Source organism: Arenibacter palladensis, from assembly GCF_900129275.1.
Taxonomy (GTDB): domain Bacteria; phylum Bacteroidota; class Bacteroidia; order Flavobacteriales; family Flavobacteriaceae; genus Arenibacter; species Arenibacter palladensis.
This window is the reverse complement of the sequence record NZ_FQUX01000003.1, coordinates 339176-364865: the sequence shown is the minus strand read 5'-3', so window position 1 is coordinate 364865 and position 25690 is coordinate 339176. Positions and strand designations below refer to the sequence as shown.

Genomic DNA, 25690 nt, shown 5'->3' with positions numbered 1-25690 from the left:
CTTCTTTAATCATTGAAATCCAAGAACTATAATTTTGGTTCCCAGCCTTCTTGGTATTCCCTTTTCCAGTAGGACATGGCCTCATCATCATCTTTTACCTTTCCTGTGGTAGGGTTGATATGAATGGTTCTACCTACATCTTGGGCAATATTCCCTAAATGACATAGCATGGTAGAAATACTGGCATCTTTGATATCCGAATTCAGGGAAGTGTCCTGACGTATGGCACTGAAGAAATTGTGTACGTGATTTACATCCAAACCGCCCATACCCATAGTATTGGTGGTAGCGCTTTTTACCCCTTCTTCAACTTTCTTAATTAAACTGCCGTCCAGATTATAAAGGTTGTATTCATTTCTGCTCATGGTTATCATTCCCTTGCTTCCGTAGATGGTAGCCCCTCTACCAGGTTGCTCAGGTTTTATCAAACCTCTACTGTGTCCGGTCCAGGTAATGAATTTATCATTATCATATTTATAGGTTACCTGTTGGTTGTCCACGAACTCCCAATCATCCTTAAAGGTGTACTTTCCACCAAAGGAAGTTACGCTATTGGGTAGGTCCACACCCAATGCCCAACGGCAAATATCAATTTCATGGGTACCATTGTTGTGAATTTCCCCTGTACCCCAGGTACGAAACCAATGCCAGTTGTATGGATGTACATTGTCCCTGTAGGATTCCCTAGGTGCCGGTCCTTGCCATAAATCCCAGTCCAATGTGTTGGGAACCTCTATTTTATTCCCAATACCGATAGAGCCCCTATTACTGGAATAATAGGCCTCGCCTTTGTAGACTTCTCCAATAATTCCTTCACGTATCTCTTTAACGGCCAAAGCGGAACTTTGGGAGGAACGCTGCTGGTTTCCCATTTGTACCTTTTTGCCATATTTCTTTTGTGCCGCAACCAAGAGCTCATTCTCGTGTGGATTGTGGCTACACGGTTTTTCTACATAAACATGTTTGCCTGCTTGCAAGGCCATGATGGCCATAGGGGCATGCCAATGTTCCGGTGTAGCAATGAAAACAGCATCCACATTCTTATCTTCCAAAATCTTCCTAAAGTCCTTTTCTACTTTTGGGATATAACCAATATTCTTTTTGCACCAAACATTGTGTTCCTCCAGAATTTTGTCGTCCACATCGCAACTATATAGCACCTTGGCATTAGGGTCTTTGCTTATGGCAACGAAGTGGGCCTTGGCCCTGCTTCTTACCCCAATTACCGCAACATTGATTTTGTCGTTGGCTCCTAAAATATTACTGTAGCCCATACTTGGCATTACCAATCCTCCCAAGCTAAGGGCAGCACTGCCCGCTGCCGTTTTTTTAATAAAGTCTCTTCTAGTTTTCATTTATTCGCTTTTGTTTATGCTTTTAATTTTGATGTTTTTGAAACTTACCAGATCTCCGTGATCTTGAAGAAGGATGTGTCCTTCGTCTCCCTCCCCAAAATTGGGCCATTTTACGTATTTACTCTCGGATACCAATTTACGGTAGTCATCACTCTTTCTTTCATACTCCAAAACTTTGGTTCCATTTAACCAATGTTCAACATGGTTGTTGATGGATTTGATGTGGGCGGTATTCCATTCCCCAATAGGATTAATAGGTTTGTTTGGGTCTGCCTGTATTAAGTCGTAAAGAGAGGCTACTGTTCTACTGCCATCATGACTCCCCAACTTGGCATCGGGGTGGCGAGCATCGTCCAGAATTTGATATTCCAGACCAATGGAAGAACCAGGACCTTTGTTAAGATCGGTATTTACATAATACTTTATTCCACTGTTGGCACCTTCGGTAAGTTTAAAATCTACTTTTAATTCAAAATCGCCATAGAGGTCGGTAGTTACAATATCTCCACCAGCCGCAGATTCTTCACCACCGGAAGGCAATACGGTAAGCACACCATCCTTTATTTCCCATCCGGTTTCCGGAAAACCGTCCAAACGGGCACCTCTCCAGCCATTGGTAGTTTCACCGTCCCAAAGTAGTTTCCAGTTATCCTTTTCTTCGCCTACGGTAAGCTTGTTTTTGGTAACTATTGGTGTTAAAGGAGATTTTCTTGAATAGGTTTCCAAGTTGTCCGTAAGTATTTTAATGTTTTTCCAAACAATTGGGGTTCCTTCCTTTTTGTTCTTTCCTATACTGTGTACCTGTAGGGCAATAAAGCCACTTGCTGTTTTATCATCAATTAGATAGGCAGCTGGTACGTCGTTGATCCATGTTTTAATGGTATCGCCAATGGCTTCAATCCTGTAGTGATTCCAATCATTTTGTTTGAATGCTTGCTGTGCCTTAGGGTTATTGTCCAATGTATTTAACCAACCCCTTCTAGCTTCGTCAAAGATACCACCGCTCCAAGCCCTTTCTGAAGGGTCAATTTCTATTTGGTATCCATGTACCCTTCCGTTCCTATAGGCTGGGATGCTGTTACTTCTAATCTGAATTCCAGAGTTCATGGAGGAATCAACCTTATATTCCAATTCCAGGATAAAATCCCTGTACATTTCGTTGGTGGTCATGAAGGAGTTGGGAGTGTCGTGAACAGTAGTTCCAACAATTGTGCCATCAACGACTTCATATTTGGCTTCTCCACCTTTTTGGTTCCAACCGTTCAAGGTCTTTCCATCAAAAAGATTTACCCATGGGGTGTTGTCCTTTTCTTTCCCTGCGCAACCTATTAAAAAAGAAGCCAACAGTATGGCCGAGAATAGGGTAGTTGGGAGTTTTGATCTTACTTTCATTTTTTTAATCTTATTTTTTTTAAATGTGAGCTTGAAAGGTATAAAAAAGTGATTAAACATTACCCTATTGCACTAAAATTAGCCCAATTGTTATATTAAAATGGCATAAAATAAAAAGCCGACACGCTTTATGCTGTCGGCCTAATTGTATATATTAACCCTTCCCTTTAGGACAGATTATATTTTATAAGAATTGACTTATTACTTTATGAGGTTTATGTACTAATGGGGCTGATTCTTTAATAATTCCGGAAATTTGGCTTGAAAGCGTTTTAACCTAGGCACCGATACGTTTCTAATATAGGAGTTGTTGGGATTGTTTTTTTCATAATCTTGGTGATAGTCTTCGGCATCATAAAAAACACTAAAAGGTTTTACCTCCGTAACTATGGGTGCAGAATAAACTTTTTTATTCTCCAGTTCGGAAATGTAGTCGTTAATTATTTTCTTTTCGGATTCATTTTTATAAAAGGCTATAGACCTGTATTGGGCACCCTTGTCTGGCCCCTGCCTATTTAAGGTGGTGGGGTCATGCGATCCAAAAAATACCTTAACCAAGGTTTCAAAGGAAACGATCTTGGGATCGTAATAAACTTCAACAGCTTCGGCATGGGTGGTGCGGCCATAGCCTACTTGTTCATAAGTGGGATTTTTTTCCTTACCACCAGAATAACCGGAGACCACTTCCTTTACTCCTTTTACACTTTCAAAAATAGCTTCCACGCACCAAAAGCAACCGCTGGCAAAATAGGCAGTTTCATATTTCTGGAGTTCTTGTGGGCTGACTTCGGCAATTATTTCATGCTTTTGTTCGGATTTGGTTTTGGATTGACAGTTGATGGCGGAAAATCCTAAAATGGTAAATAGGGTAATCTGTAAAAGTTTCATAAATAAATTTCTTAACGTTAATATGTTCTATTTTTCTGTTGCACCTACATGGGAGCTGCCAAATAATAGGGCTACAAAAATCTTGCCTTTATAAAGGTAAAACAGTTTTATCAAAAATGTCGATGACAAATACTTAATCCTTTAGTGCTTGTTATTCCAAAATACTTACGGATAAGTAGCTTAAAAGTTTTAAAATATCATGTTAATATATGTTTTGAGTGGTATGGATGGAATTATATAAGGCTGCGGGTAACGGAAATGGCGTATATGATTCATAAATTACTTGTAGATATTTTACTACAATTTTTGATTGTAGGTGAATGGTTTTGTCTAAAACCATGTAAGAATTACCGATTAAATACCATTAACATCGATTAGCGTTTCCTAGGTAGGTTTTCACTCACCGAGCATTTTCTACACTTTATCGGGAGATTTGTCAGATACCGAAAAATAAGGGGGTTTAAACGATTTGTGACCTATGCCAAGGTGCATGTGGCGTTAAATTTACATAACAAAACAACGCAACATGAAAACGCTTTTAACTTTAATTTTTGTTCTTTTTATCGGAGTAGCTGCACAAGCAAACAACGTTGGGCTGGAAGTAAAAGTTGAAACTGTTAGCATGAGTATTGTTACTTCTACCCAAAATGAGGTTTCTGTTAAAAACGAAAACAAAGTAGCTCGTTTGTACATGTTCAAAAATTCTAGGGTTAAAAAAGAATTGTCTTTCTCTACCAAATTGAACAAAGCTAAATTGGCTTAATCTTTAGGTCCTCTAGAATTCATAAGGAATGGAAATCTCCCCGACCTAAATTACATCCTATCCAACCAAACTTTAGTTGCCAACAATTATCTGATCAACAAAGCATTTGTAGAAGGTAATTATAAAGTGGTCTAGGTAAATGTTTAGATGCTTTCAATATAGGCTGGCTAAATGAAGCTTGTTGTAAACCTGTAATCATGGAATTGTTTGGCCTATTTAAATAAGTTTTGTAGTTCGCATCATTTGTCAATTGGTTGTTTTTAGGTTTTGCCCAGTATTTGAAGGCCGTGGACCGTGCACCAAAAACATCTTTAAATGGGAAGGATTGTTGAACATCGACAATTTATGGAATCGCTTTGCCCGGAAGTCTATCCAAAGCACATCTGTTTTTTATAGGTTTTATACTACAAAAATTGAGTGAATATGGTTTTGGTGAACTAAAATACTGTAAGAATTACCGATTAAATACCATTAACATCGATTACCGTTTCCTGGGTAGGTTTTCACTCACCGAGCATTTTCTACATTTTATCGGGAGATTTGTCAGATACCGAAAAATAAGGGGGTTTAAACGATTTGTGACCTATGCCAAGGTGCATGTGGCGTTAAATTTACATAACAAAACAACGCATCATGAAAACGCTTTTAACTTTAATTTTTGTTCTTTTTATCGGAGTAGCTGCACAAGCAAACAACGTTGGTCAAGAAGTGAAAGTTGAAACTGTTAGCATGAGTATTGTTACTTCTACCCAAAATGAGGTTTCTGTCAAAAACGAAAACAAAGTAGCTCGTTTGTACATGTTCAAAAATTCTAGGGTTAAAAAAGAATTGTCTTTCTCTACTAAATTGAACAAAGCTAAATTGGCTTAAACCAATCACTTACTTTCAAACACCATCTTTATTGGCACCGCCAAAAGGTATAATACACCGAGGCTTGCCTCGAAATTTTAAGTTCGTTTCCTACGAATGCCTCGAGGGCTTTCCCAGAGGTAGTTTACTTAAATTGAATCCAATGACATTGGGAAGATTATTTTTTTTTCCAAATGATGCCCTTTAGGAAATAGATAAAGGTTAGGATCGTTAAAGAGACCCCAAACCCGATAACCTCCTGGCGTTCCATGTTGGATAGTAGCCAAACTATAATCATTACCGATAGTATCGGGACCAGATAGCCTCCGGGTATCCTAAATTCATTTTTGGTCCGTATCAACTTTTTTCTTCTCTGCTTGATTACCGCAAGTGTTACTCCCAAATAGACCAATAAAATGGATGCACTGGAGATAATGGCCATTTGTTGAAATCCGCCAAAGGTGGCTAGTAAAAATCCCGATATGGAATAGGCGATTATTGCAATGTAGGGTGTGGAGAATTTGTGGTGGACTTTAGAGAGTGAATTTATAGGAATGACTTTATCTTTTGAAGCCCTAAATAATACCCTGGGTATGCTTAAAATCTCACTGCTTAAATTTCCGAGCATAGAAATTGCCGCGCCAATGGTTATTATAGTAAAGCCTACAGGTCCGAAGACCTGATGGGCAACAAAGCTAAGGGGGTTTTCCTTATAGGTAGCCAATGATGCTCCCAATACGCCAAGGGAAACCGTTTGAATAAGGATGTAGAGGATCAAAACACCAACTACACTTATAAATATGGCCCTAGGGATATTTTTGGTCGGATCTTTAACCTCCCCACTAATGGATAAACCCGACTCCGCACCTTGGAAGGCAAAAAAAAGAATGAGCGATATTTTACCAATATCTTCTATGGTAGGTACCGAATTTATAGCTAGATGGTCCAAGGATACCTCTCCCCATGAAAAAATAACCAACAGTAAAAGCGGGATTAGTTTGGTAATGGTTATAGTCTTCACCACAAACATTCCTTCTCTTATTCCCTTTACGTTGATAAAGGCCAAGGTGCCAAATAGGATAAAGAAAATAAATATTTTAAGGGTGCCCGATTTAAATACTGGAAAGATAGTTCCAATGATGTCCACAAGGGCATTGGCTACCGCTGCATCTGCCGATGTTGCGGAAAGAACGAACAAAATAACCGTTAGAAACCCAAAATAGGGTCCGAACGAGGATTGTATATAGGTGTAGGCCCCACCCGAAGTGGTTATTTTACTGCCAATTTCGGCAAAACAGAGCATTACCAAGGTAATTAACAGGCCACAGAATAAATAAGCGTAAATACTTGAAGAGCCTAGTCCCGCCGCAACAATGGCAGGTAAGGCAAAGATACCGGCGCCGATTATAATATTGACAAGATTGGCACTAAGGCCCATAACTCCGACCTCCCTTTTTAAGTGTTCATTGGTTTCCTTCATAGGTGGATCGTTTAATGGGAAATATGTTTAGGCTATAAAAAGGAGGGGAGAGCTAATATAATGATTTAGTTTATATTAAATTCTTGGGTTACTGAGGAGTACAAAAATGTTGCCCTTTCTTTGGTGTACGTACATTTCCGGAATTAATAGTTTGCTCCCTTTTTAGGGTGATTACCTATTAATTTCATCGTATTTACTGAAATGGGCTTGGGAATCCTTTTGCTTTTTAGATAATCTTCTAAAAACCGTAATGCTAGTTAAGGTTGGTTGTCTTGGTCTTATGTAGGAAAAATATACTAAATTTAACACATGCACCTGAATTTTTGAATCAAGTGCGTGAAATTTATGGTCATACACCGCTATTTGGGCCTTTAATTGTATGGGAGTGTAATCGTTGGTACCGGTGAAGTTTAAATGCTAGGACCATAAAATATTAACTTTAGGAATTTTCCGTAAATCTTAGGGAGTTGAATATGTCTACAAAGGATTCTGAACTGAGTGAACAGTATAATAAAATCTTTATTGAACAGGCACCCACGGCCATTGCTATGTTGGACAAGGACATGCGATATATAGCAGTATCCCAACGTTGGATCACGGATTATAAAATGGAAGACAAGGAAATAATTGGTCGGTCGCATTATGAACTATTCCCTGAAATAGGTGAAGATTGGAAAGCCAACCATCAAAAATGCCTTAAGGGCGCCATTGATATTTGTGAGGAGGCACCATTTAAACGTGCAGATGGAACAATACAATGGATCTATTGGGATGTACGTCCCTGGTATGTTTCGGAAGGAAAGATAGGAGGTTTGCTAATGCATACCGGAGATATAACACCTCAGAAAGAAAGGGAAAAAGAACGGGCACGTATGATTCAAATATTGGATAAGACCAATGAAGTGGCCCGAATTGGCACTTGGGAGGTTAATCTTTCAACCAATGAAGTTTATTGGAGCAAGATGGTATGTGAAATACATGAGGTGCCTGAAAATTATCGACCTCAATTGGAAACCGCCATTAATTTCTATAAAGAAGGGGAAAGTCGTGAAACCATCCAGCGCGTGGTTAACGAGGCTATGCTAACAGGGCAACCTTATGATGTTGAGGTTGAGCTTGTAACTGCAAAGGGGACTTCCCTTTGGACCCGCGCCATTGGAAGTGGGGAATTTGAAGATGGAAAATGCGTAGGCCTTTTTGGGATTTTCCAGGATATTAATGAAGGAAAACTAGCGGAACAGGCGTTGAGTAATGCTAATGCCGAATTAAAGGCCATATTCAATTCCAAGTCAGTTGCCATTATCACTACCAACGAAAAAGGGATTATAAATCATTTCAACCATGGAGCTGAGTATTTATTGGGTTATTCGACTTCTGAAATTATTGGCACACAGATACCTAGTTTATTTGCAAAAATGGAGGAGGTGGAAAGGTTTAGGCAGGATTTGTCCCAAAAATATGGTAAGGATCCCTTAAAGGGGTTGGCGGAAAATAACGAATTTGATGTAAGGGAATGGACCTATATAAAGAAAGATGGTTCTAAAATTACGGTCCAGGTTACTATATCGGCCATTAAAGATACGCATGGGGAAATAACCGGATCCTTAACCGTAGCCTCTGATATTACTGCCATTAAAAATGCGGAAATCGAGCTATTGCGAAAAAATCAGGTCCTTAATTTTGCCGAGCGTCTATCCATGATCGGAAACTGGCAATGGAATACGATTACGAATGAGGTGACATGGTCTTCCAATTTATATAAGATTTTTAATGTTGATATAGAGACTCGTTTGACTTACGATACCTATTTTTCATTTGTGCATCCAGAGGACAAGGAAATGGTGACAAATCATGTGCAATATTCTTTGGAGGAAAAAAAATTCCCGGATTTATTGCATCGGATTAAGTTGAGGAATGGAACGGTAAAGAATATTCAGCTATTAGCAGAAATTATGACCAATGACGCTGGTGAGGTAATTGAGTTGGTGGGTACCTGCCAGGATGTAACGGAACAGCGGCTGGAAGAAATAAAATTTCGGGGACTGTTGGAATCGGCTCCAGATGCCATGGTGATCGTCAATGAAGCCGGAAAAATTAATATGATCAACAAACAGGCGGAAAAATTGTTCGGATACAGTGCCAAGGAACTGAAAGGTAAATCCGTAGAAATTCTTATTCCTGAAGCTTATAGTGCCAAACATCCAGGCCATAGGGCAGGTTTCTTTGCCAACCCCAAAACACGGCATATGGGGGAGGGAAGAGAATTATTCGCCATTAATAAAAAAGGTAAATTAATTCCTATACAAATAAGTCTAAGTCCCCTTAAAACCAAAGAAGGTGTATTGGTATCTGCCGCTATAAGGGATATTACTTCCCAAAAAATAGCTGAGGGAAAAATACTGAAGGCCAAGGAAGAGTTAGAGGTCTTTGCAAAAAAATTAGTGGCCCAAAACACCAAGCTGGCAGATTTTACCCAGATCACCTCGCACAATTTAAGAGCTCCGGTGAGCAACCTGAATTCACTTTTAGGGTTTTATAAACTTGCCCAAAGTGAGGAGGAGCGTGAGGATCTGTTCCAAAAATTTGAATCAGTTATCGATCATCTTACGCTAACGCTCAATACCTTGGTAGAGGCTTTAAACATTAGGAAAAATAATAATGAGGATAGGCTAGAGGAAATTGAATTTAATTCGGTGATGGTTAAAACACAGGAAATACTTGCAGGTGAAATTATGGGTACTGGAGCGGTAATTAAAAGCGATTTCTCAAAATTGCCTTATATTGCATACAATAAAATTTATTTAGAAAGTATTTTTCTTAACTTGGTTGGAAATGCCCTAAAATACAGGAGTGCGGATAGAGTACCTGAAATATATGTTTCATCTGGAATTGAAAATGGTAAAAAATTCTTGAAGGTTACTGATAATGGGCAGGGAATAAATTTAAAAAGGCATGGCCATAAATTATTTGGTTTGAACAAGGTCTTTCATAGGCATCCCGATGCCAGAGGAATTGGTTTGTTCATGACCAAAACACAAATAGAAGCGCATGGTGGGTCTATTTCGGCTGAAAGTGAAGTAAATGTGGGCACCACATTTAATATTAATTTTAATTAGATAGTAAATGAGTAGTTCTTTAAATGTTTGTATTGTTGATGATGACGATATATATCAATTTACCATGGTCAAGACCATGAAAGCACTTAATTTGACCGATAAGATTATGGTCTTTTCGGATGGTGAAGAGGCTTTGGATTTTATGTTGGATAATCTACACAATGACAAGGAGCTTCCAGATGTGATTTTTTTGGATATAGATATGCCTATCATGGACGGATTTCAATTCATGGAAGAATATGTAAAGATAAAGCCAAAGCTGGGAAAGAAAATAACGATATATATGGTCTCCTCATCTGTAGACCCTGTGGATATTGATAGGGCAAAGAAAATAAGCGAAATCACCGATTATATTGTGAAGCCAATTACCCACGATCAGTTAACGTCTATTATTCAGGAATTGGACAGTAACGGAAGTTTATAGTACGATTAAACTAAATCGTTTTTTGAGTACCCATAATATTTTTAAGGGAAGTAAATTGATCTTCCTCTGGAAATTATAAAGTTGTCAATCCCTAGAAATTAAGCACTTGTAGATTACCATATTCATGCAGCTTTTTACTCGGTGTATTTAATTGCCAATAGGTTTGAGTCCATGGACTTTTTATTTTTTCTTGAGGAGTCTTTGAGGATAGGAATCTTTAACGATACTATCTAAATAGGGGATAGGGGTCTATTGGAACAACCCGCATTAGTGATTGCAGCGGCATCCTTTTTTAGGCCGATGGGAAAGTAAAGTATTAAAAACATCTATGATGTTCTGGGCATAAAAAAGATATAGCGGAAAGCACGGCCACTTTATGCTTTTCTATAAAGTGGCAATGCCCCACAAAATAAATTAAAGTACGTTGTCTTTAATCTCTTCTACTACCTCAGGGTTTAGCAGTGTACTGGTATCTCCTAAATTGTTCATGTCCCTGCTGGCAATCTTGCGCAGGATACGCCTCATGATCTTGCCGGAACGTGTCTTTGGAAGGCCAGAGGTAAACTGAATCTTATCCAGTTTGGCTATTGGGCCAATATGCTCTGTGATAATCTGGTTAATTTCGTTCCTTAAGTTATCGTGGTTACGGGATTCCCCGGTTTCCTTAAGGATTACATAGCCGTAAAGGGCATTGCCCTTAATATCGTGAGGGAAGCCCACTATAGCCGATTCTGCCACTGCTGGGTGTTCGTTTATGGCATCTTCTATTGGGGCCGTACCCAAGTTGTGGCCAGACACGATGATTACGTCATCTACACGACCGGTAATCCTATAGTATCCTACTTCGTCCCTTAGGGCACCGTCCCCGGAAAAGTATTTGTTGGGAAAGGCCGAGAAATAGGTATCCTTATATCTGGCATGATCGCCCCAAATGGTCCTAGCCATTCCTGGCCAAGGGAACTTGATACATAGTCTACCTTCTACTTGGTTGCCCTTGAGTTCCTTGCCCTGTTCGTCCATCAATGCCGGTTGTACTCCTATAAAGGGTAGGGTGGCATAGGTGGGTTTGGTGGGCGTTACATAAGGAATGGGCGTTATCATAATGCCTCCTGTTTCTGTTTGCCACCAAGTATCCACAATAGGACTATTCTTTTTTCCAATAATATCGTTGTACCAATGCCAAGCCTCTTCGTTAATGGGTTCCCCTACGGAGCCCAATACTTTTAATGAGGACAGGTCGTGGTTTTCGGCAAAGGCAATATTCTGCTTTGCAAGGGCACGAATAGCGGTAGGAGCGGTATAAAACTGATTTACTTTGTGTTTTTCCACGATTTCCCAAAACCTTCCGAAATCAGGATAGCTGGGTACCCCTTCGAACATTAGGGTGGTGGCGCCATTGGCCAAGGGCCCGTAAACAATATAACTGTGGCCGGTTACCCAGCCTATATCCGCGGTACACCAATAGACATCGTTTTCTGTATATTGAAAGACATTTTTAAAGGTATAGGCGGTGTACACCAAATAGCCGGCGGTGGTATGTACCATTCCCTTGGGTTTACCGGTAGAGCCGGAGGTATACAAAATGAACAAAGGATCCTCAGCGTTCATTATTTCCGGAACACAATCCAGATAAGCATTTTCCAGTAAGGGCTGTAGCCATTGGTCGCGCCCTTCCTTCATATTTATTTTTGCATTGGTTCGTTTTACGACCAACACTGTTTTAACTCCTGGGCAATCTTCCAAACTTTCGTCCACAATTCCTTTTAGGTCAATGGATTTGGATCCTCTATAGGATCCATCGGACGTTATTAGCAATTTACAATCACTGTCATTGATACGGGTAGCCAGGGCAGTGGATGAAAATCCTGCAAACACCACGGAATGTATGGCCCCTATCCTGGCACAGGCCAAGAGGGCAATGGACAATTCCGGGATCATGGGAAGGTAGATACTAACACGATCCCCCTTTTTAACACCTTGGTCTTTTAAAACATTGGCCAATTGACACACTCGCTCGTGCAGCTGACGGTAGGTAATATGCTGGGCTTCCTCTTCCGGGTTGTTGGGCTCAAAAATAATGGCCGTTTTTTCTCCCCTGGCAAGTAGGTGCCTATCTATACAGTTTTCGGTAATATTTAATTGTGCCCCTTCGAACCATTTTATTTCAGGTTTTTCGAAATCCCAACTTAGAACGTTGTCCCATTTTTTTCTCCACAAAAAATGCTCTTCAGCTACTTCTCCCCAGAAATTTTCTGGTTCGCGAACCGATTTTCGATAAACCTGATAGTATTCTTCTAAATGCTTAATGTGATAATTGCTCATCGTGTTTTTAAAATTTCTATAAATTTATATAAATCATCCATAAAAGGAAGGTTTCCTAATATGAATTTAATATTGAAATGCCAATTTTATGAGAATGTGTTAAAACCCTAGTAAGAAGATTGACGGTTTGTTCCTATAGAGGTACTAAGTGGCCATTCACTTTTCTTAAGCCGCCAACCTTAAGATAAACTATTGGATTAGTGGTCTACAGCCTCTCCTGCACCACTGGGAATCCTAATGTTCTCCACTATTTCCTGCACCTCCTCTGGAGGTTCTGGTGTAAATCTATTGATGACCAAGGCAACTATAAAATTGACGATCATAGCCACTGTTCCAAAGCCTTCCGGTGATATGCCAAACCACCATTCGGACTTATCCGGAATTTCGCCCAACCAGCCCAACTTAAATTTGGCCATATAGAACAGCATTAGACTTATCCCAACTACCATACCGCCAATGGCGCCTTCCTTGTTCATTTTCTTATAAAAAATGCCTAGTACAATGGCAGGAAAGAACGAGGCTGCTGCAAGTCCAAAGGCAAGGGCAACCACCGCTGCCACAAATCCCGGCGGGTGAATTCCAAAATACCCTGCAATAACAACGGCTACCGTTGCAGCTCCCCTTGCAGCCCATAACTCCCCTTTTTCGGAGATATTGGGTTTAAAAACTTTTTTGATGAGGTCATGGGAAACAGAGGCCGAGATGACCAACAACAATCCTGCTGCCGTACTTAGTGCAGCTGCCAATCCTCCTGCGGCCACTAGGGCAATTACCCAAGCCGGAAGGTTGGCAATTTCCGGATTGGCCAAGACCATAATATCGTTATCTACTGTTAATTCGTTTTTATCCTTATCGGCGACATATTGAATTATTCCATCTTTATTTTTATCGTCGAAGGTCAATAACCCGGTTTCTTCCCAGTTTTTAAACCAAACGGGCATAAGGCTGTATTTTTCGTTGCTTACAGTATCTATCAAGTTCATTTTTGCAAAAACGGAAACTGCTGGAGCGGTAGTGTATAGAATCGCTATTAGCAATAAGGCCAGTCCGGCAGATTTCCTTGCGTCCTTGACCCTCTTTACGGTAAAGAACCTTACAATAACGTGGGGTAGTCCTGCCGTACCTACCATAAGGGCCAAGGTAATGGCAAAGACGTCTATGACAGATTTGGTACCATCCGTATATTCGGCAAAGCCCAACTCTGTGGAGAGTCCGTTTAACCGGTCCATTAGAAACGTTCCTGAACCGTCATTAAGGGTAGAGCCCATTCCCAATTGAGGTATGGGATTGCCTGTCATTTGAAAGGAAATAAATATGGCAGGAACCATAAAGGCAAATATAAGTACACAGTATTGTGCCACCTGAGTATAGGTAATTCCTTTCATACCGCCTAGAACAGCATAAAAGAGAACTATGATCATTCCAATGATTACCCCTGTATTGATATCTACCTGTAAAAACCTAGAGAAGACCACACCAACACCTCGCATTTGTCCGGCTACGTAGGTAAAGGAAACAATCAATGCGCAGAACACGGCCACCATACGGGCCGTATTGGAATAATATCGGTCCCCTATAAAATCGGGGACCGTAAATTTTCCGAATTTTCTTAAATAGGGGGCAAGGAGCAGCGCCAAGAGCACATAGCCACCCGTCCAGCCCATTAGGTAAACGGAACCGTCATAACCTGCAAAGGCAATAATTCCGGCCATGGAGATAAAGGAAGCAGCGGACATCCAGTCGGCCGCAGTGGCCATTCCGTTAGCCAAGGGGGATACCCCACCACCGGCAACATAAAATTCCTTGGTTGATCCTGCCCTGGACCAAATGGCTATTCCTATGTACAGGGCAAAGGTGATTCCTACAAGAAGGTACGTCCAGACTTGAACACTCATATTTTAAGTTTTTTGGTTGATATTTTGGATTGTGTTTTGGCCAATTGGGTGGTAAGTCCAATGGCATTTCGGTATTTGTAATCGGAAATGGAAAATTCGAAGCGGCTATTCGTTGTAACCATATTTTTTGTCCAACTTGTTCATAAGGCGTACATAAACGAATATTAAGATTACAAAAACGTAGATAGACCCTTGTTGTGCAAACCAAAAGCCTAATTTAAAACCACCTATTTTTATAGTGTTCAGGGCATCCTTAAATAATATCCCGGCCCCGAATGAAACGGCAAACCATATGGATAACAGAATAAATAAATAGCGCACATTTTCCTTCCAATAGGCAGTTGCCTTTTTTTGTTTCTCACTCATTATATCTTTGGTTTTGTAAAGAGGTAATATTTAAGTAACCAAGATAAGGTTTTGATTTAATATACCAAACGATATGTTTTAAGCCGGTAAATAAATAACACCTCCAAATGAGTCCCTTTTGGCCCCTGTCACGGAACTAAGGCAATTTATTTTCTGTTCCTCCCTTAAAACCCCCATAAGTGCAAATACCAAGGCCTCTTTAAATTCGATCAAGGTTTTTGAGGGTGAAATAACTTTTGTTTCCGTTCCAAGTTTTTCCTGTAAACAATCCATTAAGAAAGTGTTTAGGGCGCCACCTCCGGTAACAAATAGACTCTTATTTGTTTTATTCTTTTGAGCTGATACCTGAAGGGCTATCTGATCGCAAATATGATGAACGGCAGTATGTAGTAAATTTTCAATACTGTCCTTGGTATCCTCAACAATGGGGACCACCTTCTCTACAAACCATTCAAATCCAATTGATTTGGGAAAGGGCAGTTTATAGAATTCCAGGTCGTTGAGTTGGTCCAACATGCCCCGGTTTAGCTTTCCGGTCCTTGCCAGAGCACCTCCTTTGTCATATTCCAGATCTATTTTTTTGGTAATATGGTTGAGGATCATATTGGCCAGGCCAATGTCATAGGCCAATCTTTTGCCATTTTGTTCGAAGGATATGTTGCTTATACCACCAAGGTTTAGGCAATAATCGTACTGACCAAAAAAGAGTTGATCCCCAATGGGCACCAAAGGAGCTCCTTGTCCGCCCAGGGCTACATCGTTGGTACGGAAATCACATATTACCTTGGTGGCACTTTCGTTGGCCAGGTGTTGACCGGAACCTATTTGAAAAGTAAGTCCGTTTTGGGGCTGGTGATGGGTGGTGTGACCATGACTGGCAATAAAATCAACTTCCAGGGTATGGACTTTGATAAAATCCTTGGCTTGTAGCCCAAGCCAGCTGCCATAGGTATTGTGGAATTGAAGCAATTGGTCGGCCGGAAGGTAAATGGAGTTCTTAAGTTTAGTCTGCAATTCTTCACTATAGGAAATACTGTGCGTTTGTTTAATCTCGAAATCCCATCCACTGACGGTTTCCCATATATGGCAGTAAGCCAGGTCCAATCCGTCCAAGGAGGTTCCCGACATTAGTCCAATGACTTTATACATTTTCATTTTTAATTATTGATTTTGTTATGGTTCATAAGGTGGACTTGGAATTATTCGGACAAAATAAAAATTACTGAAATGGGTTTGTGGTCATCATTGGTCACTTCCTGTAATTGGTGTAATTGAAGTCCGGCTTTTTTAAATACGGATATCCATGATTCAAAAGTACGGGCGTACCAAGAGTGGCCGTCTGTGAAATTGCCGGGAAGTCCTTTCCAGGAATCGTTGATCCATTGACTTTTGTACCCCAAATCATTTTGTAAAAGGAAAAAGGGATGAAGGGTCTGGATGGCGATATAACCATTTTCCGATAGCGATTTTTTTACTTGTCTTAGGAGTTGGCTGAGCCCTTCCCTTTGATAAAGACAAAAGTTGAAAACAGCTGCATCAAAAGGTACTTCCGGGATAGGATTTCCCAATATGATATCTTCGTAGGACATTTGATAATAGGTACCTTGGCCTTTTTTTTCAGCATTTTCCAATAATTCCGGAATGGCATCCAGGCCTACCACAAATTTACCCATATCACCAAGGCTCCTCGTGAGCCACCCCTCCCCGCAGCCTACATCCAATATTTTGATGGCAGGTGAATTACCAATAAGTTCCAGTATGGCCTTATTGGTGAATTTTCTGGATTCAATATCGGCATTGTCAATTACCTTGATCCATTCAAGGGCATTTTTGTTCCAGGATTTGATAATGTTGTTCTCCATTGTCTTTAAGGTTCAATTAGATTAATGGTAACCGGCAATGTCCCTTTAGCTATGATTTCGCCCTTAAAATGGGCTAGGGCATTATCTTGAAACTCTTTAAAATTTTGATATCCCAATACCACTGCTTTGGCCGCTTTATAATTGATGAGGTTGAGTACATAAGGGTTTCCAAACACATATAGAATAACCCTCTTTGTATTGAGCAATTGCCGAAGCAGGTCCAGTTCTTCAGTTTTGAGGTCAAAATTGTTTTGGGGCTTTACTTTTGGTGGGTAAAGGGCTATTAAGACATTATCCCTATTTTTTGGCCCATTATCGGCAATCTCCGAGGTAGTTTCTACAAAAGATTTATCGGTGGATTCCCCTAAGGAAAGGCAATTAAAGCCTTCTCTTGTAAAATTGCTAACAATACTATCGTTCCCGGTTAATAAGGTAAGGCTTTCTGTAGCTAGCTGTTTATTTAGGGCAGAGGTTTCCTGTTGGTCCTTCGCTGATGGGGAATGGGAGGCAAAGGCTTGTTCCTTTAGTTTCCATACGCGATTAAAACGCTCTTCAATTTCATTGGGGTCTGCATTATCCATTATTTTTTGAATGCCTTCCTTCGTGTTCTCTGCAAAACAAAGGATATCGTTGCCTGCATCAAAGGCACGCCATTCCAGTTCCCCTTTTTGGGAGAACATTTTGCTTACGCTATGCATGTTCAAGGCATCGGATATCACTACGCCATTAAAATTTAATTCTTTGCGAAGGAGGCCTTTTATGATGGAGCTGGATATCGTTGCTGGAGTACCCTCACCATTATCCAAAGAGGGTATGGATAAATGACCTACCATAACGCTATCCACCCCATTTTTAATGGTTTCCCTAAAGGGATAAAGTTCGTTTGCCATAAGGGCTTCCTTGGACTTTTTAATGATTGGAAGGCCAAGATGGGAATCCGTAGCCGTATCCCCGTGGCCAGGAAAGTGTTTGATGCAGCTTAAAATACCAACACTCTGGGTACCCTTGATAAAGGATATGGCTTTTTGCGTGACATTCAGTTTGTCTTCTCCAAACGATCTATAGCCAATTACCGGATTGTTGGGGTTGTTGTTTATATCCACAACCGGTGCCAAATTCCAATGAATTCCTGCTTTTCTGCAATCCAAAGCTATTTGTTGTCCTACCTTAAAAATTAAATCTTCTTTGTTTTGTATGGCCCCTAGCGTGATGGCATACGGATATTGTGGGGTGTTTTCAATTCGCATGGCCAATCCCCATTCGGCATCAATACTAATGAGCAGTGGATATTTTGCCGCATTTTGGTATCGACGGATAAGGTTCTTTAGCGTGGTTAAACTTTGTTCATTATAAACAATCTTCTTTTTTCCTTCAAAATTGGTCGCGGCGCTGGCCCTACTATGAAAGAAACAGAGGCCGCCTATGTGATATTTGCCAATGAGTTTTTCCAATTCCTGAATTTCTTCCTCGGTATCATTGATAAAGGCCGCGGGCATAAACAATTGACCAACTTTTTCTTTTAGGTCAAGCTGGGTAGTGGCCATATTATAGGGTGCAATTTTAAACATCTTCGGTATTTGTTTTTTTACCGTAATCGGCGGGATACTTAATATATTTTAAAAGAAAGAGGGCGGGAAGGGCGGCAATGACGACCCAAACGAAAAACCCGCCATACCCTAGCCATTCCTGGATATAGCCACTTGCCATTCCCGGCAGCATCATACCCAAGGCCATAAATCCGGTGGCGATGGCATAGTGCGAGGTTTTTGAGATTCCCTCGGCAATATAGATCAAGAAGATCAGAAAGGCAGCAAAACCAAAGCCATAGCCAAACTGTTCCAAAACCACAGTTGCCACAACAGCAACTATACTAGTGGTTTTGGTCAAGGCCAAAAAAGCGTACATGGCGTTGGGTACATTTAGGGCCAAGACCATGGGTAGCATCCATTTTTTTAATCCATCCTTGGAAATAAGGATGCCACCAAGTATTCCTCCCAAGGATAACATAATTACCCCCACCGTTCCGTAAATGGTTCCTACCGCCTCGGTGGAATATTCCAATCCGCCCGCTGAGGTTTTGTCCAACAAAAAGGGAGCGGCCATTTTTACCAACTGGGATTCCCCGAGGCGGTAACTTAAAATAAAGGCCAGGGCAATTCCAATATTGGGCTTCTTAAAAAAGGAAATAAATACGTCCATAAACCCTTCAGGTTTTACTTGAACAATGGCTTCGGAGGTTTCATATTTTGGGGTCACAAAAAAGTTAGCGATGGTCAAGGCCAACATTAAAATGGCAGCGGCGATCATAGTGACGGACCATGCCTTTGTGTTGTCTCCATAATAGTTTTCCAGGAATCCAGCGAGGATAACAATTAGTCCTTGACCGGTAATCATAGCCAGTCGATAGAAGGTACTTCTCATGCCTACAAAGAAGGCCTGTTTTTTTTCCGTCAGGCCCAACATGTAATATCCGTCCGATGCAATATCGTTGGTTGCAGAAGCAAAAGCTGCCATCCAAAAACAAGCCAAAGAAGTGGTGAAAAATATGGATGTCGGCACGGTTAAACCCACTCCCAAGATGGCAAGTGAAATTATTAGCTGCATGCTCAAAAACCATTTTCGTTTAGTGCCATTGAGGTCTACAAACGGACTCCATAATGGTTTTAAGACCCATGGAAGGTACAACCAGCTCGTGTATAAACCAATATCTGAATTACTGATACCCAGTTTTTTATACATTATTACTGAAACCGTTACTACAAGTATGTATGGAATGCCTTGTGTAAAGTATAAAACAGGAACCCATGCCCATGCCCACTTGTCTTTTTGAATCATTTTATCTGCTTTTTGTTATCTATAATTTATTTTTAATTTGTCATTTTTGAAGATGTTAAATCTTCCTTGACATTAATTTATACTGATTATTTTTGGTTGACTTTCCTGTCCAAAATTATTTATAAACGTCAATGCCAAAAGTTTTCTTCCTTTGATTTTTGAACTGTCAAAACTAAAATTACCGGAGTTCGATAGCGGTATTTTTGCCACTAATTTATCCGTGTTTTCCAAGTTTAATTTTGATTCTTTTTTTACTACATACACCAAGGCATATCTTAAATTTTGTCTTTCCTCGGATGGAATGCTGAAATGTAAAAGTCCGTTTTTTTCTTCAAATTGTGTTTCAATAATTTCATTATGAAATTCATTTTTTGACAAAGGTGAAGTGGGTGGCAATGCAATATTATGGTAGTATTTTTTCTTCAATATTTTAAGCACATCTTCCTTATCGGACATCAGGGATTTGGCACTAAAAAATACATTGCCAATTACATTGTTGTTTTCCCTTGCGAACCTTAATTGATTCGGAAGCTCTATTTTCTTATCCCATGCTTTGTCACTATTGTTTCTTATTTTATACGGTCCGTTGCCAATATATAGGTTGGTGTTGTCACTGTTTTTGGACCACCAGTCCACTATTTTTTTATGGGATGCTACGGGTAGATCCATGCTCCAATATACTTGGGGCACCAAATAGTCTATCCACCCCATTTTCATCCATAATAAGGGATCGGCATACAGATCCTCATAGGTGGTCTGCCCGGCTTTGGTATCCGAACCTAAGGGGTCGGTACTCTTGTTTTTCCAAACTCCGAATGGGCTTATACCGAACTGAACCCAGGGTTTTGTGCTCTTTATAGTGTTGTGCACCTTGTGCACCAAACTATCTATATTGCTTCTTCGCCAATCTTCAAGGGATTGTTGTGGTTGGGCGTATTTGGTAAAGGCTTCTGTATCTTCAAACGTTTCACCCGTTATTTTATAAGGGTAAAAATAGTCGTCAAAGTGAACGGCATCTACATCGTAATTGGCCACTACTTCACCCATGATATTTGTTAAATGCTGTTGCACTTCTGGTAATCCGGGATTGTAATAGTATTTTTTTCCATATTTCAGTATCCAACCTGGATGTAGGTTGTAATCATGGTTCTTACTTAAGATTTCCAATTTTTCATCAAATGTGGCCCGGTAGGGGTTAAGCCAAGCGTGAAATTCCATTCCTCTGGCATGTGCTTCTTGTATCATCCATTGTAATGGGTCGTAATAAGGTTCTGGGGCAACGCCCTCGTTGCCGGTCAAAAACCTTGACCAGGGTGCGTATTGGGATGGATAGAAGGCATCCCCAGCAGCCCTAATTTGCACAATTACGGCATTAAAATTTAAGTCATTATAAAAATCAAGGATTTTCAGATAGTCCTGTTTTTGTTTTTCGATATCATCGAGGCCGCTTTTTGGCCAGTCGATATTGACCACAGTGGCTATCCATACCCCTCTAAATTCATGTTTGGGCGTTGGTATGGAAGGTTTAAATACCGTGCAGGAGGTAAGTGTTAAAATGAGTAAAAAGGCAATTCTTTTAAGCATATGCAATCGAGTATTTAAACAAAAGGCCTAGCATTTAAACATAAATGTAGGCCTTTTGTAAACTATAACAATATTTCCTTTAAATTGATGGGTCGGCAGGGGTATTGCTGTTGTTGTCCCTTTCCGTGTTGGGGTAAGGATAGAAGTTCCTGTTCCTTTCATCGGTAAAGACTTTGGCACTAGTGCTGGGTTCGGGTCTTTCAAACCTTCTGCTGTCCTCCAGACTGGTTCCCGTCAAAAACAGTTCCAGCCTGCGGTTAAGGTATACTTCGTCCAATAATGCGTCAACGGAGGTGTCACCGGAATAAGCCGTAATATTGGCATTTACACCAAAAACATCGTCATTATCCGTCCTAACATCGTTTATGGCGGTAACGGCAGCTGTAATATCTGCTGAAGTTTTTCTAAGATTGGCCTCGGCAATAATCAGGTTCATTTCGTCTGGTAGATAAACAGGAATGGATTCCGTACCACTTTCCTCATCAAAGAATCCTGCAAGGTCCTCTATGGGCAGTTGATTAAGGTTCAATTCATCCAAAGGAACCAAATGGAAATCAATACGACCATCCGCTGGGTCTATTGAAAATGAGGCTGGCAAACCAAAATTATCCCTAGGTTTGAAATTGGGAAGGCCGTTTTGAAATACCCTGCTCCAAACTGGATTAAGATTCTGTGAATCATAGGTAAATACCGAGCCGGAAGATTGGTCTACTGAACCTGCAGCAGTGATGGCGGCGTCATAATTCCCTGCAAATAAGTTGTATCTGGCCGACATGGCTTGTAGGGTGTTTTCCAAATCTATATTTCCCCTTAGAATCTCTGAACTGAATTCGTCTGATATTGGGTTGGCCGAAATTAAGTTTTGAGCCTCATTGAGTAGGGCAACTGCGGTGTTGTAGGCCTCTGTCCTGGTTACGAATGCTGCATCCCCATCTTGACTGATTTCTACAATTACTTGTTCGTAGTTTTGAGCCATACTGCCTATTGCCATTGCCTTAAATAAATTGGCATATGCAATTAAACCACTTTTGGTGCCATCATTAATGTTCAGATCAGGTGCATTTTTTGCAATATCTTCTGAAATGGACATTACCCTGAGCATAGTGGACCAGAGTCCGACTATATTGGAGGTAGAATTTGGAATGTCCCCACCGTCCTCAAGATCGATCATATTTTGGAACGTAGTGGTAATACCTGCCTCCCTAGTGGTGACCGCTGGTGTTTCTACGATCCATCTCAAACCTGTGGTGGAATACAATTGTTGCATTCCTATGGTTGCTGCCAATATGCCTTCCCTAGAAGAAAAAACTTGGGCGTCCGTAGCGGCATTAGGATTGTCGAAATCGGTTTCGCAAGATGATACCGCCAAAACGGTCATCAATAGTGCAATAGCCTTTATATTAAAATTTAGATATTTTTTCATCGTTGTTTTTTTAAGTTTAGAAACTAACATTTATTCCAAATTGATAGGTTTTTGGGATTGGAACTGTAGCAAAATCAAATCCTCTTACCCCGTTACTTTGACCTGCGGCACTTACTTCTGGGTCCCATCCGGAATAATTGTCCCATGAAACCAGGTTTCTACCTACCAAACTCAATGCTACGTTGTCTATGAAATCCCATTTAGGCGCAAAATTGTAGCTTAGGCTTACCTCCCTTAACTTAACAAAAGATCCATCCTCTACAAACTCTTCAAAGATATTGGCCTGTGCTCCTCCATAACCTTTAGGAAGGTTCCCCAACAATTCTTGACCTACATTATATCCACCGCCAAACAATACATTGTCCAGCAACCTGCGGTTCCAGTTGAATACTTCATAACCTTGAACCGCGTCCAACTGTACTCTTAAAGAAAAATTCTTATAAGATACTTCGTTGATCAGGGATCCAAACCAATCTGGATTTGGGTCGCCCAATACTTTGGATGATTCACCATCCTCTGTAGTTCCTCTGTATGGATAGCCATCGGCGTCCAGGGCGATGCTGCCATCTTCGTTTCTAGCATAAAATTGTCTGTAAAAAACGCCTAAAGGTTCACCTTCAATTACATAGTTGGTAGAGAAGCTTCCATCAAGTGTTAGTCGGCCACCACCGGCTACGTTGGTAACCTCATTTTTGTTTTTGGAGAAGGAGGCAGTTACGTCCCATGAAAAGTTTTCATTTTTTATGGGCGCAGCCCTAAGTAGTATTTCTACACCTTTATTCTCTAGGTTTCCTACGTTTTCGAATCTAGAACTAAAACCGGTTGATGGGGCCAATACCCTTGGTAGCAATAGATCTGTTACCTTTTGATGGTAGTATGAGAATTCCAAGCCTAGCCTGTTGTTAAGAAAACCGGCATCAAAACCTAATTCAATTTCATCCTGTCTTTCTGGTTTAAGGTTTTCGTTTCCTTGAGCCGTAGAGGGTATAAGGCTTACCGCTCCACCAATAGCGGATGGAGTATATACAGAAAACCTATCAAAGGCACCCAATGCTGTTAGGTTACCGGCCTGACCCCATGAGGTCCTTAATTTAAAGGAGTTAAAAGTGTCTGAGAAGGCATCTTTCCAGAAATCTTCATCGGATAGGACATAGGAAGCACTGGCCTTAAAATAAAGTTGATTGCGTTCATCCTTGCCAAAGGTTGAGGCTCCGTCCATTCTTACCGCTCCGTTTATATATAGTTTGTCCATAAAGGAAAAAGACTGTTGTAGAAATGCTCCCCAATAAGATATTTGGGATCTTGTCTCGCCTTGCTCCAACAAACTACCTCCTGTTGCCGTTTCCACTACAGGTGGAAGTCCGGTTGCACTGATGCCTACTCTGTCCCTCTCTTCATATTGCCATGAACCTCCTGCCGTTGTAGTGGAGTTCACATTTTCGGATATATCGGTCCTATAGGTTACATTAAGATCGCTGTTGTATTGAAAACTGTTTAAATCCGATCTTCTGGCAAACCCATCGGGTAATGTTGAGGTGTTGTTGATAGGAATATAGGCAAATGCGGACTGGTTGTAATAATCCATCCCCAAGGTGTATTTTGCGGAAAGGTGTTCGTTAAATTTACTGTCCAAGGCTATACTAGTGATAAAGCGATTGGTTTTTTGTCCGAAATCAAATCGGTCTACCGCTTCCAATGGGTTTGTTCTGGCCACTACAGGAGAGGTTATCGGATAAACTCCTGATGCATCAGGGGTTGGATCTATGGAGTTGTCACTGAATAAGAAACCTGTAATGGATCCATAGGCAGAATTGATTCCTCCGTTGGGAACATCGTTGCTAATACTTCTTACATAGTTAAAGCCACCAGTGATGTCCAGCCAATCAAATGCCTTCTGGGTAATGTTGGCCTTAAATCCGTAGCGTTTAAAGTCGGTATTCTTTACTATTCCCTCATTATCCAAATGTGAGGCAGAAAGAAAATAGGAGGTTTTCTCATTGCCTCCGTTTACCGAAAAGTAATTTTCCAAACCGAAACCAGTATCGAAAATAACATCTTGCAAATCATATCGTTCTACTGCAACTGTGGCCAAATTGTTTCTGTCTGTGGCTACTTCCCAGGCTAGGGGAACCGTATTATAGTCGATTTTTTTTCTAAGCTCGTTAAGCTTGGCATTCGTCATAAAGGTAAACTTTGGTTCACCGCTCTTTCCTTTTTTGGTAAAAATTTGGACTACCCCGTTACTGGCTCTTGAACCATAGATAGCTGCTGCTGCCGCACCCTTGATAATTTCTATTTTTTCAATATCGTTTGGGTTTAAGTCGGCCAGTCTGTTTTGGGAGTTACCGCCCAGATCTATTAGCTCGTTACTGGAGTTGCTAATAATGATTCCGTCTACAATATATAATGGGTCGGAACTACCTGCAATGGTGCTAGGACCTCTAAGCCTTATACTGATACCACCCGCCGGATCACCTGAGTTTTGTTGCACCAAGGCACCGGAAACTTTTCCGGCAATAGCTTGGTCTACTTGGGTAGCGCCATTATTGGTCAATTCTTCAGACTTTACTGAAGAGATGGCATTTCCTAATGACCTTTTGTTGGCTCCGGTTCCCGTTCCGGTAACTACTACCTCGTCCAAGCTTAAAAGGTCTTCTGCCAAAACAATACCCTGTGTGATATCTCCGCCCGAGGCAGTGAAGGATATTTTTTGAGTACTAAATCCTAGATAGCTAGCGGTGAGAACATAGTTCCCGTTTTCAAGGGTAGCCTTGAAACTGTAGTTTCCATCGAAATCCGAAACTGCACCGAAAGAGGTATTGGCAATAAATACGGAAGCCCCGGCTATTGGTATCCCTGAACCGCTTTCAGTAATGTTTCCACTGATTGTAATTGGGGATTGTTGCCCAAATACGTTTGTACTCATTACCAGGAGTAGCCAAAGGAATAAATGGCTGGGTAACTTTCCTCTAATTGTTTGAAATTTTTTCATCGGCTTTTAGAGTTAATTTTTAGTAAATTAAATTAGAAATAGTATAATTGATATTTTCAAAAATATGCAAAAAACAGCAACTTTTGCAATTATTTGCAATATATTGCAATAATTATTGAAATAATCAACTACATGAGGTTTGTT

General features: G+C 40.6%; 18 protein-coding genes. 4 read left to right on the top strand and 14 right to left on the bottom strand.

What is annotated here, in order from left to right:
* Window positions 1-26: 26 nt before the first annotated feature.
* The 3 genes from BUA60_RS11665 to msrA form a co-directional block, all read right to left on the bottom strand.
* A complete protein-coding gene (locus BUA60_RS11665; RefSeq protein WP_072861952.1) occupies window positions 27-1355 on the bottom strand; it encodes a Gfo/Idh/MocA family oxidoreductase in 1329 nt (442 codons plus the stop codon).
* A complete protein-coding gene (locus tag BUA60_RS11660; protein WP_072862075.1) occupies window positions 1356-2747 on the bottom strand; it encodes a 3-keto-disaccharide hydrolase in 1392 nt (463 codons plus the stop codon).
* Between the two features lie 222 nt (window positions 2748-2969).
* Window positions 2970-3635, bottom strand: coding sequence for a peptide-methionine (S)-S-oxide reductase MsrA (gene msrA / locus BUA60_RS11655; RefSeq protein WP_072861951.1), 666 nt, complete (start codon window positions 3633-3635; stop codon window positions 2970-2972).
* A 526-nt stretch (window positions 3636-4161) separates the two neighbouring features.
* Between msrA and BUA60_RS11650 the strand changes: the two genes are divergently transcribed.
* Window positions 4162-4398 (top strand): hypothetical protein, encoded by a 237-nt coding sequence (locus BUA60_RS11650; protein WP_072861950.1) that lies wholly within the window; start codon window positions 4162-4164, stop codon window positions 4396-4398.
* A 633-nt stretch (window positions 4399-5031) separates the two neighbouring features.
* Entirely contained in the window at window positions 5032-5268 is a 237-nt protein-coding gene (locus BUA60_RS11645) for a hypothetical protein (RefSeq protein ID WP_072861949.1), read from the top strand.
* A gap of 157 nt (window positions 5269-5425) precedes the next feature.
* On the opposite strand, the gene BUA60_RS11640 is transcribed toward BUA60_RS11645, so the two are convergent.
* Window positions 5426-6727, bottom strand: a complete 1302-nt coding sequence (locus BUA60_RS11640) for an APC family permease (RefSeq protein ID WP_072861948.1) — start codon at window positions 6725-6727, stop codon at window positions 5426-5428.
* A 473-nt stretch (window positions 6728-7200) separates the two neighbouring features.
* On the opposite strand from BUA60_RS11640, the gene BUA60_RS11635 reads away from it, so the two are divergent.
* Together BUA60_RS11635 and BUA60_RS11630 are read left to right on the top strand one after the other, a co-directional pair.
* Complete coding sequence (locus tag BUA60_RS11635) at window positions 7201-9843, top strand: PAS domain-containing sensor histidine kinase (protein ID WP_072861947.1); 2643 nt, start codon at window positions 7201-7203, stop codon at window positions 9841-9843.
* Window positions 9844-9850: 7 nt separating this feature from the next.
* The gene (locus tag BUA60_RS11630; RefSeq protein ID WP_072861946.1) at window positions 9851-10267 is read left to right on the top strand and encodes a response regulator; all 417 of its coding nucleotides are present in this window, start codon (window positions 9851-9853) and stop codon (window positions 10265-10267) included.
* A gap of 414 nt (window positions 10268-10681) precedes the next feature.
* Here BUA60_RS11630 and acs read toward each other — a convergent pair whose 3' ends face one another.
* The 10 genes from acs to BUA60_RS11580 form a co-directional block, all read right to left on the bottom strand.
* The gene (acs, locus tag BUA60_RS11625) at window positions 10682-12589 is read right to left on the bottom strand and encodes an acetate--CoA ligase (protein WP_072861945.1); all 1908 of its coding nucleotides are present in this window, start codon (window positions 12587-12589) and stop codon (window positions 10682-10684) included.
* Between the two features lie 197 nt (window positions 12590-12786).
* Window positions 12787-14484, bottom strand: coding sequence for a sodium:solute symporter family protein (locus BUA60_RS11620; protein WP_072861944.1), 1698 nt, complete (start codon window positions 14482-14484; stop codon window positions 12787-12789).
* Window positions 14485-14589: 105 nt separating this feature from the next.
* On the bottom strand, window positions 14590-14850 hold the full coding sequence (locus BUA60_RS11615) for a DUF4212 domain-containing protein (protein ID WP_072861943.1): 261 nt from the start codon (window positions 14848-14850) through the stop codon (window positions 14590-14592).
* A 78-nt stretch (window positions 14851-14928) separates the two neighbouring features.
* Entirely contained in the window at window positions 14929-16005 is a 1077-nt protein-coding gene (locus tag BUA60_RS11610) for an anhydro-N-acetylmuramic acid kinase (protein ID WP_072861942.1), read from the bottom strand.
* Window positions 16006-16049: 44 nt separating this feature from the next.
* Window positions 16050-16712 (bottom strand): class I SAM-dependent methyltransferase, encoded by a 663-nt coding sequence (locus tag BUA60_RS11605; protein WP_072861941.1) that lies wholly within the window; start codon window positions 16710-16712, stop codon window positions 16050-16052.
* 5 nt (window positions 16713-16717) lie between these two features.
* Window positions 16718-18280 (bottom strand): glycoside hydrolase family 3 protein, encoded by a 1563-nt coding sequence (locus BUA60_RS11600; RefSeq protein ID WP_143153177.1) that lies wholly within the window; start codon window positions 18278-18280, stop codon window positions 16718-16720.
* Window positions 18273-19547: an MFS transporter gene (locus BUA60_RS11595; protein WP_072861940.1), complete on the bottom strand. Its 1275-nt coding sequence runs from the start codon at window positions 19545-19547 to the stop codon at window positions 18273-18275. The genes BUA60_RS11600 and BUA60_RS11595 overlap by 8 nt, the downstream gene beginning before the upstream one ends.
* Before the next feature lie 72 nt (window positions 19548-19619).
* On the bottom strand, window positions 19620-21131 hold the full coding sequence (locus tag BUA60_RS11590) for a glycoside hydrolase family 10-like protein (RefSeq protein WP_072861939.1): 1512 nt from the start codon (window positions 21129-21131) through the stop codon (window positions 19620-19622).
* Window positions 21132-21210: 79 nt separating this feature from the next.
* Window positions 21211-22554 (bottom strand): RagB/SusD family nutrient uptake outer membrane protein, encoded by a 1344-nt coding sequence (locus tag BUA60_RS11585; RefSeq protein ID WP_072861938.1) that lies wholly within the window; start codon window positions 22552-22554, stop codon window positions 21211-21213.
* A 16-nt stretch (window positions 22555-22570) separates the two neighbouring features.
* On the bottom strand, window positions 22571-25480 hold the full coding sequence (locus BUA60_RS11580; protein WP_072862073.1) for a SusC/RagA family TonB-linked outer membrane protein: 2910 nt from the start codon (window positions 25478-25480) through the stop codon (window positions 22571-22573).
* Window positions 25481-25690 lie beyond the last annotated feature (210 nt).